Genomic DNA, 14,670 nt, shown 5'->3' with positions numbered 1-14,670 from the left:
GGCGGGCGGGGGGGGCGTCGCGGGGTGGGGTGGGTGTCGGGTTTTAGTCGCCGGGGGGGGGGGGGGCCCCCCCCCCCCCCCCCGCCCCCCCCCCCCCCCCCCCCCCACGACTGTTGTTGTTCCTGTCCTTCTTCCGAACTTCCTCCGGTCTTATCGCGTCCCGAGGTCCGGTATTTCAGAGTTCTCATATGAGGACTTGCAATCTTCGGCATCCCCGGTTTCCGCTCTGGCCGAAGCTCGTTAGACACGGCGACAGAATCTCGCTCCGGCAACCTCCGTTGCCGAAGGAAGGAACACGATGAAGTCCCTGAAGGCTGCCGCCGTCATTGCCGGGTCCTTGATCGCTGCCGGCGTCGGCTCGCCCGCGTTCGCCGTGGACGCCGCCGATGTGGCGTCCACCAACCTCTCCGGCGGCGTGAACACGAGCGTCCCCGGCGACACGTTGCAGTCGAACGTGCTCGACACCGAGAACAAGAAGTCGGTGCTCCACAAGGTGAAGGGCGCCACGGAGGAATTGAACAACCCCAATCTGGCGCGGCTCGGTGGTGTGTCCGTGCGACGCTGAGAGCACGCTGTTCGGAGTCGGCCCTCGGTGGGATTCGGGGGCCGACTTTCCGTGTGTAGGGCAAGTGACGCCGGCCCTTGCGCACTGTTCTGCCCCGCGCGGCGGTGACCACGCGGGGCCTTCCGGGGTTACGGCTACGGACAACCGAACCGGACGAGGAGTGAACTATGGTCGTCAGCATCGGCGGAGGGTCGGCAGGTGCCGAGGACGGGGCACCGGGCGCGGCGCGGCCCGGACCGGAGGGCAGAACGCGGCGGGATGCGACGCGCGGTCTGCTCGCCTGTGGGCTCGCCACCCTGGCCGCGGTGGGCGCCGCCTTCTGGTCTTCGCGCCCCGGATCCGCGACCGGGAGCGCCCCCGGTGATCGCTCCTTCGATCAGACCTACGGCGGCCGCCGCATCCGAGGCGTGTGGATGCCCGCCCACAGCGCAACCGCGGACGGTCAGTGGCACGTCACCGTGGACGGCCGCCCGCTGCATCTGATGCGCCGGGCCGACGGCACCTGGCTGAGCATGGTCGACCACTACCGGTCGTACCGGACACCGCTGGAGGCCGCCCGCGCCGCCGTCGACGAACTCGGCCCCGGTCAGCGGCTGCGCGACATGGCTCCGGGACCGGTGGGCGCGGGACACCTGCACACGGGGGGCCGGCATGGCGTACGTGCGTAAGGACGCCGGCACGCTCACGCGGACCGAGAGGCGCCGGTTCGTCAAGGCGCTGCTGGAGGTGAAACGGCGGGGCAAGTACGACGAGTTCGTGCGGACGCACATCGCTTTCTTCCCTTCCGACGGAGAGAACGGACTGCGCACCGCGCACATGGCGCCCTCCTTCCTGCCCTGGCATCGCCGGTTCCTGCTCGATTTCGAGCGCGCGCTGCGCCGTGTGGACTCTTCAGTGACCGTGCCGTACTGGGACTGGACACGCGACCGCACGACCACCTCCGTCCCCTGGACGGCGGACCTCCTCGGCGGCGACGGGCGCCGCTCCGACCGCCAGGTGATGACCGGTCCGTTCGCCTATCGGGAGGGCAACTGGACCATCAAGGAGAGTGTGACCGATGGGGCGTTCCTCACCCGGGACCTCGGCAACTCCCGCAATCCGATCGACCTGCCCACGAAGAGTGAGCTGGAGTGGGCGCTGCGGGACCCCGCCTACGACGTCGCGCCCTGGGACTCGACGGTCACGCGAGGATTCCGCAACAAGCTGGAGGGCTGGGGCACCGGCCGGGGCAGTGCCTCCTGGCGCAACCACAACCGGGTGCACCGCTGGGTCGGCGGGGCGATGCTCGGCGGCGCCTCCGTCAACGACCCCGTCTTCTGGCTGCACCACGCCTTCATCGACCTGCAGTGGAACCGCTGGCAGCATCGGCACCGCGGGGCCCGCTATCTCCCCGCGACACCGCCGGGCGCCGGCGACGGGCAACACGACCGGATCGTGGCACGGCACCAGAAGCTGCCGCCGTGGGACGTGACGCCGGACGAACTGCAGGACGTCGGTCGGATCTACCGGTACGCGTGAGGTGACGTGGGTTCATGGGGAGAGCCCCGGAGCTCGCGGGCGCCGGGGCTCTTCCGTCGGGACGACAGGCGTCAGTGGCCGTAGCCGCTCTTCTTGCTCTTGTTGTGGCTCTTGTGACTCTTGTTGCTCTTGTGACTCTTGTGGTTCTTGTGGTGGCTCGAGTCGCCGTTCTTGCAGACGTTGCCGAAGGTCGGGTTCAGAGCGCCGATCACGGTGACGGTATTTCCACACACGTTGACCGGCGCGTGGATCGGAACCTGGATCACATTGCCGGAGGCGACGCCGGGCGAGCCCACCGCCGCGCCCTCGGCACCGGCGTTCGCCGAGGCGAGACCGGCACCGCTGAGCACCACGGCGCCCGTGCCGAGTGCGACGGTGGCCACCTTCGCGATGCGAGACATCACGTTCTCCTTGCTTGTTGGTAAGCGCGGCAGCCGGAAGCGCGACCGCACTGCCCGTTCAACGCGACGGCACCGGACCGGTCACGGCGCTCGTCCCTGGATCACCCTCGTGAAAAAGAAGGATCCCGGTGTCGGGACGACCCGCTGTGAGCAGTGGCTCCTACTGAGCGGATGTGGGCGTGGCCAGCCGGGTTCGGCCATCCGGGAACAGGCGCAACAGCGTCTGACGTGCAGCTTTTCAAGAAAGTTACGTAAACAGGCGTTTCGATTGGAAATGCCGGCCGAAGCCGCCTAAGGTCAGCGACTGTAAGTGACCGGCCCATCACGGACCGTGTCTCTCAAGGAAACGGAGAGGTAATGCGCAAGTACCAGAAGGCCGCTGTCGTCATGGCCATGCTCGGCAGTGTCAGCTTCCTCGGCGCGGGCGTCAGCCAGGCCGGCGACGGCCCCGGGGTCGACATCGACACCACGCAGACCAACGCCTGCAAGCAGTCCGGTGACGCGGGCGGCGCCGGCCTGGTCAACGCCCTGAACGACGTCAACGTCGGCATCGGCATCCTCGGCCAGGGCGTGGACGACAGCGTCGCCAACACCTGCGCCAACGCTGCAGAGATTGGCTGATCATCCATCAGGTGATCTAGGCAGGCCCTGGTGCCCGAACCCAAACGTCCGGGCACCGGGGCCTGCCCCTGGCTTTTGATGACCCGAGCGTCCGGAGTGGCACTGCTGTCCGGCCGCCGGGTATTGACCATAAAGGAGAAGCTAAATGCTGAATTCAAAGAAGATCGCGGCGACGGCAGGGGTCCTGTGGAGCCTGGCTCTGATCGGTGCCGGTTCCGCTCAGGCCATCGGCCATGACGGCTCCGACAAGTGCGTCGATGACGGCAAGGGCACCGTGCGCTGCGTGCAGAAGACCGAGTACAGCGGCGACGAAAGCGTCAAGATCGTCAACAAGAACACCTGCAAGAGTGCGCAGGACGACAAGGGCACCACTCATTTCGCCTGCGTCGGCACCTCCACCATCAATGGCAAGAAGGTCTGACGTCCGACCGAGACGGTCGAGGGGCCCTTGTTCACACAGGCACTCGTCGCATAACTCCACCCGTAAGACAGTGATGGCCGGGACCCGAGATAGGGTCCCGGCCATCACTGTCTTACGCCTGGCATGTGTGGCGCACGCGAAAATCGCTCAGCCCTGCGACCTGCACCAGATGCGCCGGACCGAGGGATCTACCGGCAACCCGAGGGGCGGCCGGGGTCGCCTGACGTCACGGCAGTCGTCGTACCGGCGAACCCGCCAGGAAGGCGCGGATGTTCTCGACCGCCTGGCCGTAGTACGTCTCGTAGTTGGCGCGGGAGACGTAACCGAGGTGAGGGGTGGCGAGCAGACGAGGGGCCGTGCGCATCGGGTGGCCGGCCGGGAGGGGCTCGGTGTCGAAGACGTCGACACCGGCTCCGGCGATGCGGCCTTCTTCGAGGGCGGCGAGGAGGGCGTCCTGGTCGACGATCGCGGCGCGCGAGGTGTTGACCAGGTAGGCGGTCGGCTTGAGAAGGGCGAGTTCGCCGGGGCCGAGCAGGCCGCGGGTACGGTCACCGAGCGCGAGGTGGACCGAGACGAAGTCGCTGGTGGCGAGGAGATCGTGCAGGGAGGGGGCGAGTTCCACGCCCACCTCGTCGGCGCGTTCCTGGGTGAGGTTCTGGCTCCAGGCGCCGACCCGCATGCCGAAGGCGAGGCCGACCTCTGCCACCGGGCTGCCGATCTTGCCGAGACCGAGCAGGCCGAGGCGGCGGCCGTGCAGGTCCGCGCCGACCGTGTGCTGCCAAGGGCCGTCGGAGCGCAGGGCGTTGCTCTCCTCGACGATCCCGCGGGCGAGGCCGAGCAGCAGGGCCCAGGTGAGTTCGACCGGCGGGGTGGAGGAGCTGGCCGTGCCGCAGACGGTGACGCCGTGGGCCTCGGCGGCGGCGTAGTCGATGACGGAGTTGCGCATGCCGGAGGCGACGAGCAGCTTCAGCCGGGGCAGCCGGGCGAACAGGGAGGCCGGGAAGGGCACGCGTTCGCGCAGGGTGACCACGATGTCGACGTCGGCGAGCGCCGCGGCCAGGGCGTCCTCGTCGGCGAAGTGCGTGTCGTGGGAGACGACCTCCACCTCCCCGGCGAGCGGTGACCAGTCGGCGAGTTCGGTCGCCACCTGCTGGAAGTCGTCGAGCACGGCACAACGCAGGGGCACGTCGGTTCCTTTCCGGGGTGGGCAGACCGACCTTACGGCGCCGGGTCCGGCGTCGCCATCACGGGTTCACATGCGCGGCCGGTGGTTCTCAGCGTCGGGTACGTGAACCGCTGGGTGGGGGCCGGCGCGAGTGGCGTGCGAACGCCCTCACAGAGGAGACCTGTGCCACTCCCGGCCTTCCACGTCCCCCATCCGTCCAGTGGCTTCCCTGACGACCGCCATCGCTGTTCCCGCGCCGGGACTCGGTGAGCCTCGGTGCCCGCTAGTCCCGGGTCGGCGTCTTCTCCCTGCCGACCAGCAGCAGCGCCGCGCCGCCGATCACCACGAGGGCGATGGCCGTGCCGGCGATCATCGGGGTGACGTTGGAGCCGCCGGTTTCGGCGAGGTTCACGTCACTGGCGGTGCCGCCGACCGTCGCCGGGCTCGGCTCGCTCAGGGTCTGGGTCGCGCCGCCGCCGGTCTCGCTGCCCTGGGTCCGGCAGTCCAGGACACCGGTGAAGCGCTGCTCGAGTCCGCCCGGCCCCGTGATCGTGAAGTCGTACGCCTGGTCCTCCTGGAGCGGGATCGTCACCGTCTGCGTCTCGCCCGCGGGGACGCTGTGCTCGAGTCCCATGAGTTCGAAGGTGAACGCCTCGTCGCCCACGTTGGTCGCGGTGATGTCCACGCCGCCCTTGGCGCAGTTCTTCGCCGCGGACAGAGCCGGTATCGCGCCCTCCTTCGCCCAGGCCGCGCCGGCCGTGGCGGAGACCGTCGACTCGCTGGAGCCGGCCAGGATCTGTGTCTGGCTGCGGCTCTCGGAGGCGAAGGCGCGGCCGACCGGCACGGTGGTCGAGGCCTGCACGGTCAGCTCGGCCGAGCCGGCCGTCGCGTCCTCGGGCACGTCGACGAAGAGCTGGCTGCCGTTCACCGCGGACGTGATCGCCTTGCCGTCCTTGCCGACGATCCGCACTCCGCTGGTGGCGGCGTCCGCGGGCGGTGTCACCGTCACGCCGGCCGCGTTGGTGCGCACCGTGACCGGGCCGAGCAGCTCGCCGGGGTGGCCGGAGACCGCGGGCGGGTCGAGCGTCAGGGAAGCCTGGGGCTCCGCCACGTTCCGGGCGCTCTTCTGCAGGTGGTCCGCGAGCTTCTCGGCCTGCGGGTCGACGGCGTCGACGGCCGCGCCGTCCGAGTAACGCCAGATGGCCACCTGGGTGCCGGCCGCCGCGTCCTCCTCGGTGAGGCCGCCGCCCACACCCGCCGCCGCCGCGAGCGCCGCGAGATCGTTGACCTGCGGATAGGAGTTCTGCAGGATCCATCGGATCTTGCCGGCGTTCTTGTTGGCGCCGAGCGAGGTGCCGCTCCACGGGGTCTCGTGGTACCTGGCGTCCCGCTGCGTGGGGTTGTGCAGGTCGACGCAGTAGGTCTGCAGCGTGCCGCCGCCCTCCACGGACATCTCGAACAGGCCCGCCGACACCGTCAGGTCTCCGGTGTCGCCGTGTATGACGGCGTCGCCGTACGTCTTCAGTCCGCCTATCGTCGCGGTCGCGCCGCCCTGGCTCTGCGCCGTCTCGTCGGCTGACGCCGTGCCAGCGCCGGACAGCACGCCGGCGGCGACGAGTGCGGACATCAGCGCGGCGGCTGCGAGGCGGGCCGCGCCTCGCCTGGGCACCGACAGCGCGGAGGACGAAGAAAACACAGAATTCCCCTTCGAGCAGGACCCGTTGACGTGGGGGGTGCGGTCCCACCAGCAGAAACAGAAACCCCGAGAGCCTACTTTCGGCATCCTAGGTACCTGGCGCACCGCGCTTCCCGGGGATGCCGTCGGTCAACCGATCCGACTCAAAATCGTTATCGCCAGGACCGCACCTGAACAGGGCTTATCGACAAATCCACGTGGGTTGTTCGGTGTGCTTTCGCCGATAAGCCGCAGTTCGGTCAGCCGCAGCGGACGGCTGACGTCACGTCACCGCGGCGCGCTCGGGCTGCCGTTGGGCTTCCGGCTCGGCGGGCGGTGTCTCCCAGTTGGGTTCGGGCTGCGCCGGGGCGCCGGCGGCGGTCTCCGGCCTGGGGGTGCGCCGGAAGGCCGAGGTGCCGCGGGCGAGATCGTGGCCGATGGCCAGCGCGTCGATGTCGGCCGACGTCCAGCTCTGCCCCTCGCGTACGTCCGAGCGCACCTTCAGCCTGCCCTGCACGACGACGGGGTCGCCCACGTCGAGCGACGCCGTCACGTTGGTGGCGAGCTGCCGGTTGGCCCACACCGTGAAGAAGTTGGTGTGGCCGTCGGTCCACGTGCCCTTCTCGCGGTCCCAGTACCGCGAGGTCACCGCCAGCCGGAAGCGCGCCGAGGCACCCGACGCCAGCTCCCGGAACACCGGCCGCGTCGCCACGTTGCCCACCGCGCAGATGACCGTCTCGTTCATCTCGATCCCCACCCTCTCCCGGCCGCTCACGCCGGGCGGATACGCCGACGGGCCCGTCCCGTACGGCTGCGTCTGCTGCGGCGACCGCCTCCGTCGCGATCGCCGCAAGGCCAGACTGCCTCCGTCGGACCGAGCCCGCCGAGCGCTGTGGACCACCGCCCGGCTGTGGACAACTCCGCCACCCGAACGAGGGACCGCACCCCGAGCAACCGGTACCTCAGGCCCTCCGCGGCCGGGATCACCGTGCCGCCGCCACCCCCATGACCCGTCCGTACTGCTCCCGCACCTCCCGGTACCGCAGCAGTTCCGCCGCCACCGGATCCAGCACCCGTGCCCGCCCGCACCCGGCCGACGCCTCCCTGAGTCGCCGCTCCGCCTCCAGGCCGTACCGCCGCGCGGGCCCCCGCGCCGCCATCCGGCAGCTCCACTCGACCAGCGGGCCGCCGATGATGCCGGCCACCATCAGCAGCACCGGCACGCCCAGGTTCGGCGACATGAACCCGATGATCTGCCCCAACAGCCACAGGCCGCCGATGACCTGAAGGATCGTCATGGAGGCCTGGCCGAGCACGGCCACCGGCCACCAGCCCGGCCGCGGAGGCCGTCCCGGCGGCAGTCCCGCCCGCGCCGCCAGCTCGTCCAGAGCCTCGGGCAGCCCCTGCGCACCCCGTACGGCGGCCTCGCGCACCGCCTGTCCCCAGGGTGTGGGCAGCCCGGCCGACGCCCGGTCGGCCAGCGTCCGCACGGCCTGTTCGACCCGTTGGCGGGCCGTCACCTCCTCGTCGACCTGGGAACGCGACGGCAGCCGCCCGGTGGTCGGTTCGAACCGGTCCTCGTACCACCGCCACAGCCGCAGCCAGGGCGTCCCGCAGGCGCGGTTGGCGTTGCGCAGCCACGCGCGTTCGGCCGCCTCGCCCGCCGCGGTGGCGCCCACCGCCTCAGCGAGCCGGGCGGCGAACTCGTCCCGCGCCTCCTCGCTGAGCCCGGTCCGCCGGCCCGTGGCGTACACGGGCCGCAGCCGCCACCCTGCGGCGTCCACGTCGGCCGCGATACGCCGCGCCGGGGCCCCGCGCTCCGCCACGAACTGGCCGAGCGCCTCCCGCAGTTCCCCGAGGCCGTCCCCGGTGAGCGCCGACAGGGCGAGCACGGTGGCGCCCGGCTCGCCGTGCTCGCCGAGCACGATCCCGTCCTCGTCGAGCAGCCGCCGCAGGTCGTCGAGGACCTGCTCGGTGGCTTCGCCGGGCAGCCGGTCGATCTGGTTGAGGACGACGAACATGACCTCCGCGTGGCCCGCCATGGGCCGTAGATAGCGCTCATGAAGGACGGCGTCGGCGTACTTCTCCGGGTCGACGACCCAGATGACCGCGTCGACGAGCGCCAGGACGCGGTCCACCTGCTCGCGGTGCTGTACGGCGGCCGAGTCGTGGTCGGGCAGGTCCACCAGGACGAGCCCGCGCAGCTGTGCCTCGGCCTCGGCGCTCTGCACGGGGCGCCGTCGCAGCCGTCCCGGGATGCCGAGCCGGTCGATGAGGGCGGCCGCCCCGTCGCTCCAACTGCACGCGATGGGCGCGGCGGTGGTGGGCCGTCGCACACCCGTCTCCGAGATCGTCACTCCGGCGAGCGCGTTGAACAACTGCGACTTGCCGCTGCCGGTCGCGCCCGCGATGGCGACGACGGTGTGCTGCCCGGACAGCCGCCGGCGGGCCGTCGCCTCGTCGAGGACCCGTCCCGCCTCGGCAAGGGTCCTGCTGTCGAGCCGCGTACGGGACAGCCCCACCAGCTCGCGCAGCGCTTCGAGACGGGACCGCAGCGCTCCGTCGTACGCCAGCTGGGGGGAGACCTGCGGAGGGGACGGCCGGGCCTCGACGACGTTGACGTGCTGCGCGGCGGTCTCCTCGGTGACTCTTCGGGCGATCAGCCCGTCGTCCCAGGCGCTGTCGGAGTCCGCACGACCGGAGGCGCCCGTACGGCTTGCGGAGTCGTCGTCCTTCACGCGCGCGTGCCTGTCACTGGGGCGCCCCTCGGGTTCTCCGGCCTTCGTGGGTTCTCCGGCGTCCCTGGGTTCTCCGGGTTCTTGAGGCTCTCCGGGTTCTTCAAGCGCCTCGAATGCTGCGGGCTCCTCGGATTCCTCGGGAGTCGCTTTGTCGGCGGGCTCGCTCTCCGGGTCCCCGCCGACCGAATCGACCTCTCCAAGGTGATCGGGATGCTGGTCGTTCTCGGGCGTGCCCTCTGCGGAGCCGGCGTTCTCGGGACACTCGTCGTCCTGACAACCCGCGTCACCCGCATCGTCCGTGTGCTCCGTGTGGTCGTGGTCCGTGACGGCGGTCACCGGTCACCTCTCCTTCTGCAGTACGGACAGCGCGGCGATGAGTTCGGCCTGCGGTTCGGGGCGGACATCAAGGGCGTCGAGCGGGGCGAGGCGGCGCTCGCGTTCGGTGTGGATGATCCGGTCGAGGTGGTCGGTGAGCAGCCGTCCGCCGCGGTCGCGCAGCCGCAGCGCGCCGTGCGCACCGATCCGCTCGGCGAGTCCCTCGCCGGCCGCCCGCGCCCGGCGGCCGCCCAGCAGGGCCGTGGCGACGAGGGCGGCGACGAGTTCGGGGGAGGGTGCGATGCTCCGGTCGAGGCCGCCCACCTCCTCCTCGGCGTACTCCTCCAGCTCCCGCCGCCACCGCCGTACGGCCAGTCCGATGCGGTGCTCGGCGCTCTCCGCAGACGTGCCATGGTCGGTCAGTTCCGGTGCCCCGGCGGCCGGTTCGCGTCGCCAGGCCTCGTCGACGCGTTCGTCGGCGGCGGTGACGGCGCACAGCAGGAGGGCGCCGAGGCTCTCCACGAGGGCGTCGAGGAGTTCGTCGGCGGTGCAGTCGAGCGGGAAGGCCCGCCAGCGCTTCAGGGCATCGCCGGCGAGCACGGCACCAGCCTGCAGACGGCCCCGTACGCGCGTGTGCTCGCTGTCGTACGCCCCGTCGACGGCGGCCGTGAGCCGCAGTGCTGCCGCGTACTGTGCGGCGGCGGCGCTCGCCAGCTCTGGCATCCGGGCCTTGAGCGAGTCGAGGACGCCGTACGCCGTACGGGCCATCGCGTGCTGCCGGGCCACCTGGTCCTGTGCCTGGTGGAGGAGCCAGGTCCGCAGCGGCGCGACGGCGGTGGCCGGCAGGAGCCCGCCGCCCCACGCCGACTCGGGCAGTTCCGGCACGGTGAAGCGGGGTACGTCGCCGAGTCCGGCCTTGGTCAGCAGTGCGCCGTACTGCCGTGAGACCTCGGAGACGACCTGGTGGGGCACCCGGTCGAGCACGGTGACGAGCGTGACGTCGTACTCCTTGGCGGTGCGCAGCAGATGCCAGGGCACGGCGTCGGCGTACCGGGCCGCCGTGGTGACCATGACCCAGATGTCGGCCGCGCAGATCAGTTCGGCGGCGAGGACACGGTTGTCGGCGACGAGGGAGTCGATGTCGGGGGCGTCGAGGAGGGCGACGCCGGGCGGGAGGGTGTCGGCGGTCTCGATGCGCAGGACGCGAGTGGGGTCCTCGCCGGGCAGCAGGAGTTCGTCCGTCTGTTCCCGATGGGACACCCACACGCGCGTGAGGTCGGGCAGCACCCGCATCCCGCTGAACCAGTGATGGTCCTCCGGGTGGCACACCAGAACCGGTGTCCGGGTGGTCGGCCGCAGCACCCCCGCCTCGCTGACCCGCCGCCCCACCAGGGAGTTGACCAGCGTCGACTTGCCGGCCCCGGTGGATCCCCCCACCACGGCCAGCAGCGGCGCTTCGGGTTCTCTCAAGCGGGGCACCAGATAGTCGTCGAGCTGGGACAGCAGTTCGTCGCGGTTGGCACGCGCGCGTGGAGCCCCCGGCAGGGGCAGCGGGAAGCGCGCGGCGGCGACACGGTCGCGCAGGGCGGAGAGTGCGTCGAGCAGCTGAGGCCGTACGTCCAAGGTCACCACATGTGAAGAATGCCCAATTTTAGGGGAATTCTGAAGCATATGAGCATGTCTGCGCGCCGACAGGACACAAGGGGCGGAAGGGGCGACTGGGGCGCGGGCACAGCCCAGGCATAACGAGTGCACAACACCCGAGGCGCAAGACGCCAAAAGCAATGCACGATTCGTACCTGCCTGCGATTATCAGGACCGCTTCACCGAACCTCCACATCGAGTCATGGAGGGGAAGCAACAGGGACAAGGACGCGGGAGCCCTATCCTTGTCCCCGGCAGCGTCACGGATCGGCCCACACCCGGGCACCCACGACAGAGGCCACCACACCCGGCCCCCGTAGCTCAGTGGATAGAGCAGGCGCCTTCTAAGCGCTTGGCCGCAGGTTCGAGTCCTGCCGGGGGCGCCTATCCTCGCCCTTCCCTCGGGAGGGCGTTTTTGCTGGTCAGACCGTGTAACGCTCGACACGCAGAAGCCCCGGGCACTCCCCTGATGATCAAGGGAGGACTCCGGGGCTGTCCGGCTGTCACCGGGTTTTCGCGGGTGGCTGTGTCGAATGCGTGTCGAAGTTCTCGGCCGAGAGGGTCAACCGGCGGCAGGTCCTTCGGGAAGATCCCCAGCGGCTTCGAGCCGCTTCTTCAGGTCGGGCAGCTGTCCCTCGACGCATCGGGCGTAGGTGGCCAGCAGCACAGGGACGCTGTTCCCGGCCCACTCCGCAACCTGGGCGGGCGGGATGCCGTCGTTGAGCCTTCGTCAGGCGGCTATGCCGGTTGCCGTACATGCGCCTGCCCGTGGGCGACTCGAAGACGTGCTACTCCGACCTTCCTCGGTGAGGCTGACGCGTTGGCGAAGGTACTCGAAGCGGAGAGCCGGGCGCCCGAGAGCTGGGGATCACACCCGACCTCGGACTCTACTAGCCGTTGACTGGGCGCCCAACTAGGCCGAGGGGGGGCAAGGTTCAGTACCTCTTCGACGGCGGCCAACTCAGCCCCGATCACCTCGCAAAGATCAGCTTGCAGACAGACGAACTGAAGAGCTTCGCCTTCCTCTCCCGGGACGAGATCACCAGGCGCATCCCGCGACTGGCCCGACGCATCCCGGCAGCGGCAGAGGCCCGGAACGAGGCAGCACCGGTTACCTGGAGCACGGGCAGAGTGCCTGCCAGTCGAGCTGCATGATCGTGACAAGCGCGACCTCAGCCGCAGTGCGGTAAGACTTTCTCTACTTCATCGAGCTGCATGATCGTGACAAGCGCGACCTCAGCCGCAGTGCGGTAAGACTTTCTCTACTTCATCAAGGCCCGCGCACGGCGCGGGCGCGCGCCGCCTCTGCGGCGCGGCCTGCCTCCTGTCTCCGCCCCGGCTGGCCGCGCCCGGCGGCGCGCTAGCGAGCTGCGGGCATGAAGGGGGAGACACCCTCTATGGCTGGGGCGGTCGGCTCCACGGCTTTGGGCAGCCACTTTGGGGCGAGCCTCTAAGATCATGGCCCCAACGTCGTGCTTTAACGGGCAGGTCCACAGACTGCCCGACTCGCCGGAAGCTTACGGGGCCATGATCACTCGCGCCAAAGCAGCTCCCGGCCACGCTACGCCGACCGCGCGGTCCACCTCCCGTTACCAGGGCCCGAGGAGTCGGCTCGCTACTCGGTCACGACATTGAAGGCGGCGACTAGGAACCCTTCGCCGCATACCAGGACGGAGCATTCCGAATCCGAGGGGATGGTCCGCGTCCTGGCCGGGCGTGGCAGCCCTCGGGCATGCCACCGTCCGCTGTAGAGAATGGGCATGATTCTCAAGCATCCGTCCGACCGCGGAGGCTCGCGGAGCAAGCCGTTTGAGAGGCTGGCCGAGAATGCCTCACGGTTCACCAGTTCAGCAGCGTTCTTCGTGATCTGCCTGATCCTGGTCGCCGTGGCTGTCACGTTGCACGTGATCGGCTTGCCGATCACCTGGCTTCTGTTCGTGGGCGAGGCAATGTCGGCGGTGACCCTGCTCCTGGTGGCGCTGCTGAAGAACTCCGAGCTGCGGGCCGAACGCGCCGTCCAGCGCAAGCTGGACGCCATCGCAGCAGCCGTGCTGGAAGGGCAGGAGGGCGGCGGCCCTGGAGAAGCACACCAGAAGCTACGGTCCACCTTTGGCAGGGAAGAGAACTCCTGATGCGCCCGGTTCGGCACAGCCCTAATGGCCATGGGCGGCTTCTTCCTCTTCGGTACAGCGTGCCTCATGCTCGGTGCGCCGGGCGTCATCGGCCGCTAGGGAGCCGGGTCACGGGAGCTTCCTAGCGGCCAGCAGCGGTGAGTGTCTAACTGCGTGACGACGCCGACGGACAGCAGCGGACACCTGCGCACATCTGCGGACCATCACAGCAGGTGAGAAGCACACGTCTTCCTAGTGGAGCGCCCGCCCAAGTTGCTTCGGGAGGAAGAGGTCGGCCGCCAGTCTGCGGGTGGGGCATGTGAATGACCTACCCGAGAGCCAGTGACGGCTCAGACTTCGCAGTGCTGGGCCGGCTCCCGCTTCACGGCTGGAACGCCGATCTCTGGAGTGGGCCGACCAAGCGATCTCGTCGTCGTAGGAGCCGTCGGGCGAGCCGTTGCGCAGACCCTCCTCGTCGCGGATCCAATGCCTGCCGTCCGCGTCGGTTAACCGGATTTTCCTGCGGTGTTGCGTCCTCCGCACGAGGTACTCCTTGGAGAGGTCTGTGAAGAATGAGCCTGGCGGGAAGGTCAGGCGGGTACACGGCGCCAGGGTGCCGAAGCCGAGCGAGACGCGGTGATAATCAGTGATCCTGCCGTCCCGTCTCGGAGCGAGAAAAACCAGTTCGAGCCTGGTCACCGGTCGAGTGAACGGTTGACAACGACCACGCCATAACCGTCCTTGGGGAGGACGTACCAGAAGCTCACCCGCCCCGCCTGACACCGGCGGTTCTGCTCCAGTTGCTGGCGGGTGGCGCTCACGCTGAACCAAGCCACAGCGCCCTGGCTGATCAATTTGTCCGTGGCCGGGTCCACCTTCAGCGGAGACTGGTGCACCGACGACACCGTAGGCACGATCGCCAACGGTGAACTCTCCCAGGGGGCCCGCCGAAACCGTCCATGGGACCCTCCACGACGCCTGGTTGGCCAGTTCGATGAAGGCGACCATCACATCGGCTCGTCCTGAGGCTGCCTGAAGTGCGGCAGTGAACAGTCCCCGGGCCACTCCCCTCCCGCGGTAGGCGGTGGCGACCACAGCGGGCCCGTAGGGCAGGCAGGGTGTGGACGGAGCGGGCGCCCTTGCCACTCCAGCGAATCCTGCGCGTCCAGCAGTGCCTGGACCGGCGGGGACTGACTGGGAATGTTCTCCGGGGAGGCCAGCCCGAGCAGGTCGGCCAGGTGCTCGTCATCGTCCGCGACGAGCAGGCTCCCGTCCTCAGCCATCGAGCGCAGTGTGTCGGCATCGAGGCCGCCCTGCACGAAGCCCTGCTTCCTGCGGAACAAGCTCAACGCTGTTGGTTGCGGTGATGACCTTGGCGTATTAGGCGACGTGTTGGGCGCGGTGGCGGGCTTCCCGGAGTCGGACCTTCGAGGGGAGGCGGTCCAGGCCGGCCGAGTCTCGTGCGTGTACGAGTGTTTCCCGGCTCAGCTCTCCCA

General features: G+C 69.7%; 14 protein-coding genes, 1 tRNA gene and 1 pseudogene. 7 read left to right on the top strand and 9 right to left on the bottom strand.

Features of this window, described 5'->3' with window-relative positions; all coding sequences use genetic code 11:
- Nucleotides 1-298: 298 nt before the first annotated feature.
- The 3 genes from ACFWWR_RS27785 to ACFWWR_RS27775 all read left to right on the top strand — a co-directional run bounded on the left by ACFWWR_RS27785 (nucleotide 299) and on the right by ACFWWR_RS27775 (nucleotide 2,083).
- The gene (locus tag ACFWWR_RS27785) at nucleotides 299-565 is read left to right on the top strand and encodes a hypothetical protein (protein ID WP_383873684.1); all 267 of its coding nucleotides are present in this window, start codon (nucleotides 299-301) and stop codon (nucleotides 563-565) included.
- Between the two features lie 167 nt (nucleotides 566-732).
- The gene (locus ACFWWR_RS27780; RefSeq protein ID WP_383873682.1) at nucleotides 733-1,233 is read left to right on the top strand and encodes a tyrosinase family oxidase copper chaperone; all 501 of its coding nucleotides are present in this window, start codon (nucleotides 733-735) and stop codon (nucleotides 1,231-1,233) included.
- On the top strand, nucleotides 1,217-2,083 hold the full coding sequence (locus ACFWWR_RS27775) for a tyrosinase family protein (RefSeq protein ID WP_384305921.1): 867 nt from the start codon (nucleotides 1,217-1,219) through the stop codon (nucleotides 2,081-2,083). Before ACFWWR_RS27780 ends, ACFWWR_RS27775 begins: the two co-directional genes overlap by 17 nt.
- A 71-nt stretch (nucleotides 2,084-2,154) precedes the next feature.
- On the opposite strand, the gene ACFWWR_RS27770 is transcribed toward ACFWWR_RS27775, so the two are convergent.
- Nucleotides 2,155-2,484: a chaplin gene (locus ACFWWR_RS27770; RefSeq protein WP_383873676.1), complete on the bottom strand. Its 330-nt coding sequence runs from the start codon at nucleotides 2,482-2,484 to the stop codon at nucleotides 2,155-2,157.
- 357 nt (nucleotides 2,485-2,841) lie between these two features.
- Between ACFWWR_RS27770 and ACFWWR_RS27765 the strand changes: the two genes are divergently transcribed.
- Together ACFWWR_RS27765 and ACFWWR_RS27760 are read left to right on the top strand one after the other, a co-directional pair.
- A complete protein-coding gene (locus ACFWWR_RS27765; protein WP_383873674.1) occupies nucleotides 2,842-3,105 on the top strand; it encodes a hypothetical protein in 264 nt (87 codons plus the stop codon).
- A 145-nt stretch (nucleotides 3,106-3,250) separates the two neighbouring features.
- Nucleotides 3,251-3,526: a hypothetical protein gene (locus ACFWWR_RS27760; protein ID WP_384305919.1), complete on the top strand. Its 276-nt coding sequence runs from the start codon at nucleotides 3,251-3,253 to the stop codon at nucleotides 3,524-3,526.
- Between the two features lie 226 nt (nucleotides 3,527-3,752).
- On the opposite strand, the gene ACFWWR_RS27755 is transcribed toward ACFWWR_RS27760, so the two are convergent.
- The 5 genes from ACFWWR_RS27755 to ACFWWR_RS27735 form a co-directional block, all read right to left on the bottom strand.
- Entirely contained in the window at nucleotides 3,753-4,712 is a 960-nt protein-coding gene (locus tag ACFWWR_RS27755; RefSeq protein WP_384305917.1) for a D-2-hydroxyacid dehydrogenase family protein, read from the bottom strand.
- A 262-nt stretch (nucleotides 4,713-4,974) separates the two neighbouring features.
- A complete protein-coding gene (locus ACFWWR_RS27750; protein ID WP_383873666.1) occupies nucleotides 4,975-6,387 on the bottom strand; it encodes a Cys-Gln thioester bond-forming surface protein in 1,413 nt (470 codons plus the stop codon).
- 262 nt (nucleotides 6,388-6,649) lie between these two features.
- Nucleotides 6,650-7,111 carry a single-stranded DNA-binding protein gene (locus ACFWWR_RS27745; protein ID WP_383873664.1) on the bottom strand — a complete coding sequence of 154 codons (462 nt, stop codon included), beginning with the start codon at nucleotides 7,109-7,111 and terminating at the stop codon, nucleotides 6,650-6,652.
- A gap of 238 nt (nucleotides 7,112-7,349) precedes the next feature.
- Nucleotides 7,350-9,440, bottom strand: coding sequence for a GTPase (locus ACFWWR_RS27740; protein WP_384305914.1), 2,091 nt, complete (start codon nucleotides 9,438-9,440; stop codon nucleotides 7,350-7,352).
- Between the two features lie 3 nt (nucleotides 9,441-9,443).
- A complete protein-coding gene (locus tag ACFWWR_RS27735) occupies nucleotides 9,444-11,051 on the bottom strand; it encodes a dynamin family protein (RefSeq protein WP_383873659.1) in 1,608 nt (535 codons plus the stop codon).
- Between the two features lie 322 nt (nucleotides 11,052-11,373).
- Between ACFWWR_RS27735 and ACFWWR_RS27730 the strand changes: the two genes are divergently transcribed.
- Together ACFWWR_RS27730 and ACFWWR_RS27725 are read left to right on the top strand one after the other, a co-directional pair.
- A tRNA-Arg gene (locus tag ACFWWR_RS27730) sits at nucleotides 11,374-11,446 on the top strand.
- A gap of 1,377 nt (nucleotides 11,447-12,823) precedes the next feature.
- A complete protein-coding gene (locus ACFWWR_RS27725) occupies nucleotides 12,824-13,195 on the top strand; it encodes a low affinity iron permease family protein (RefSeq protein ID WP_383878479.1) in 372 nt (123 codons plus the stop codon).
- A gap of 674 nt (nucleotides 13,196-13,869) precedes the next feature.
- On the opposite strand, the gene ACFWWR_RS27720 is transcribed toward ACFWWR_RS27725, so the two are convergent.
- The 3 genes and pseudogenes from ACFWWR_RS27720 to ACFWWR_RS27710 all read right to left on the bottom strand — a co-directional run.
- On the bottom strand, nucleotides 13,870-14,097 hold the full coding sequence (locus ACFWWR_RS27720; RefSeq protein WP_384305911.1) for a hypothetical protein: 228 nt from the start codon (nucleotides 14,095-14,097) through the stop codon (nucleotides 13,870-13,872).
- A gap of 84 nt (nucleotides 14,098-14,181) precedes the next feature.
- Entirely contained in the window at nucleotides 14,182-14,457 is a 276-nt protein-coding gene (locus tag ACFWWR_RS27715; RefSeq protein WP_384305908.1) for a hypothetical protein, read from the bottom strand.
- A 97-nt stretch (nucleotides 14,458-14,554) separates the two neighbouring features.
- Nucleotides 14,555-14,670, bottom strand: a pseudogene (locus tag ACFWWR_RS27710) (alkaline shock response membrane anchor protein AmaP); the annotation flags it as partial.

Origin of the sequence: Streptomyces sp. NPDC058678, assembly GCF_042714835.1 — a bacterium.
Lineage (GTDB): Bacteria > Actinomycetota > Actinomycetes > Streptomycetales > Streptomycetaceae > Streptomyces.
The sequence above is the reverse complement of the archived record's forward strand: the minus strand, read 5'-3'. Positions and strand labels throughout refer to the sequence as shown.

What these genes read in the sequence shown, in the direction of transcription:
- ACFWWR_RS27785 (WP_383873684.1), top strand. Translation starts at nt 299, where the DNA reads ATGAAGTCCCTGAAGGCTGCCGCCGTCATTGCCGGGTCCTTGATCGCT.
- ACFWWR_RS27780 (WP_383873682.1), top strand. Translation starts at nt 733, where the DNA reads ATGGTCGTCAGCATCGGCGGAGGGTCGGCAGGTGCCGAGGACGGGGCA.
- ACFWWR_RS27775 (WP_384305921.1), top strand. Translation starts at nt 1,217, where the DNA reads ATGGCGTACGTGCGTAAGGACGCCGGCACGCTCACGCGGACCGAGAGG.
- ACFWWR_RS27770 (WP_383873676.1), bottom strand. Translation starts at nt 2,484, where the DNA reads ATGTCTCGCATCGCGAAGGTGGCCACCGTCGCACTCGGCACGGGCGCC.
- ACFWWR_RS27765 (WP_383873674.1), top strand. Translation starts at nt 2,842, where the DNA reads ATGCGCAAGTACCAGAAGGCCGCTGTCGTCATGGCCATGCTCGGCAGT.
- ACFWWR_RS27760 (WP_384305919.1), top strand. Translation starts at nt 3,251, where the DNA reads ATGCTGAATTCAAAGAAGATCGCGGCGACGGCAGGGGTCCTGTGGAGC.
- ACFWWR_RS27745 (WP_383873664.1), bottom strand. Translation starts at nt 7,111, where the DNA reads ATGAACGAGACGGTCATCTGCGCGGTGGGCAACGTGGCGACGCGGCCG.
- ACFWWR_RS27725 (WP_383878479.1), top strand. Translation starts at nt 12,824, where the DNA reads ATGATTCTCAAGCATCCGTCCGACCGCGGAGGCTCGCGGAGCAAGCCG.
- ACFWWR_RS27715 (WP_384305908.1), bottom strand. Translation starts at nt 14,457, where the DNA reads ATGGCTGAGGACGGGAGCCTGCTCGTCGCGGACGATGACGAGCACCTG.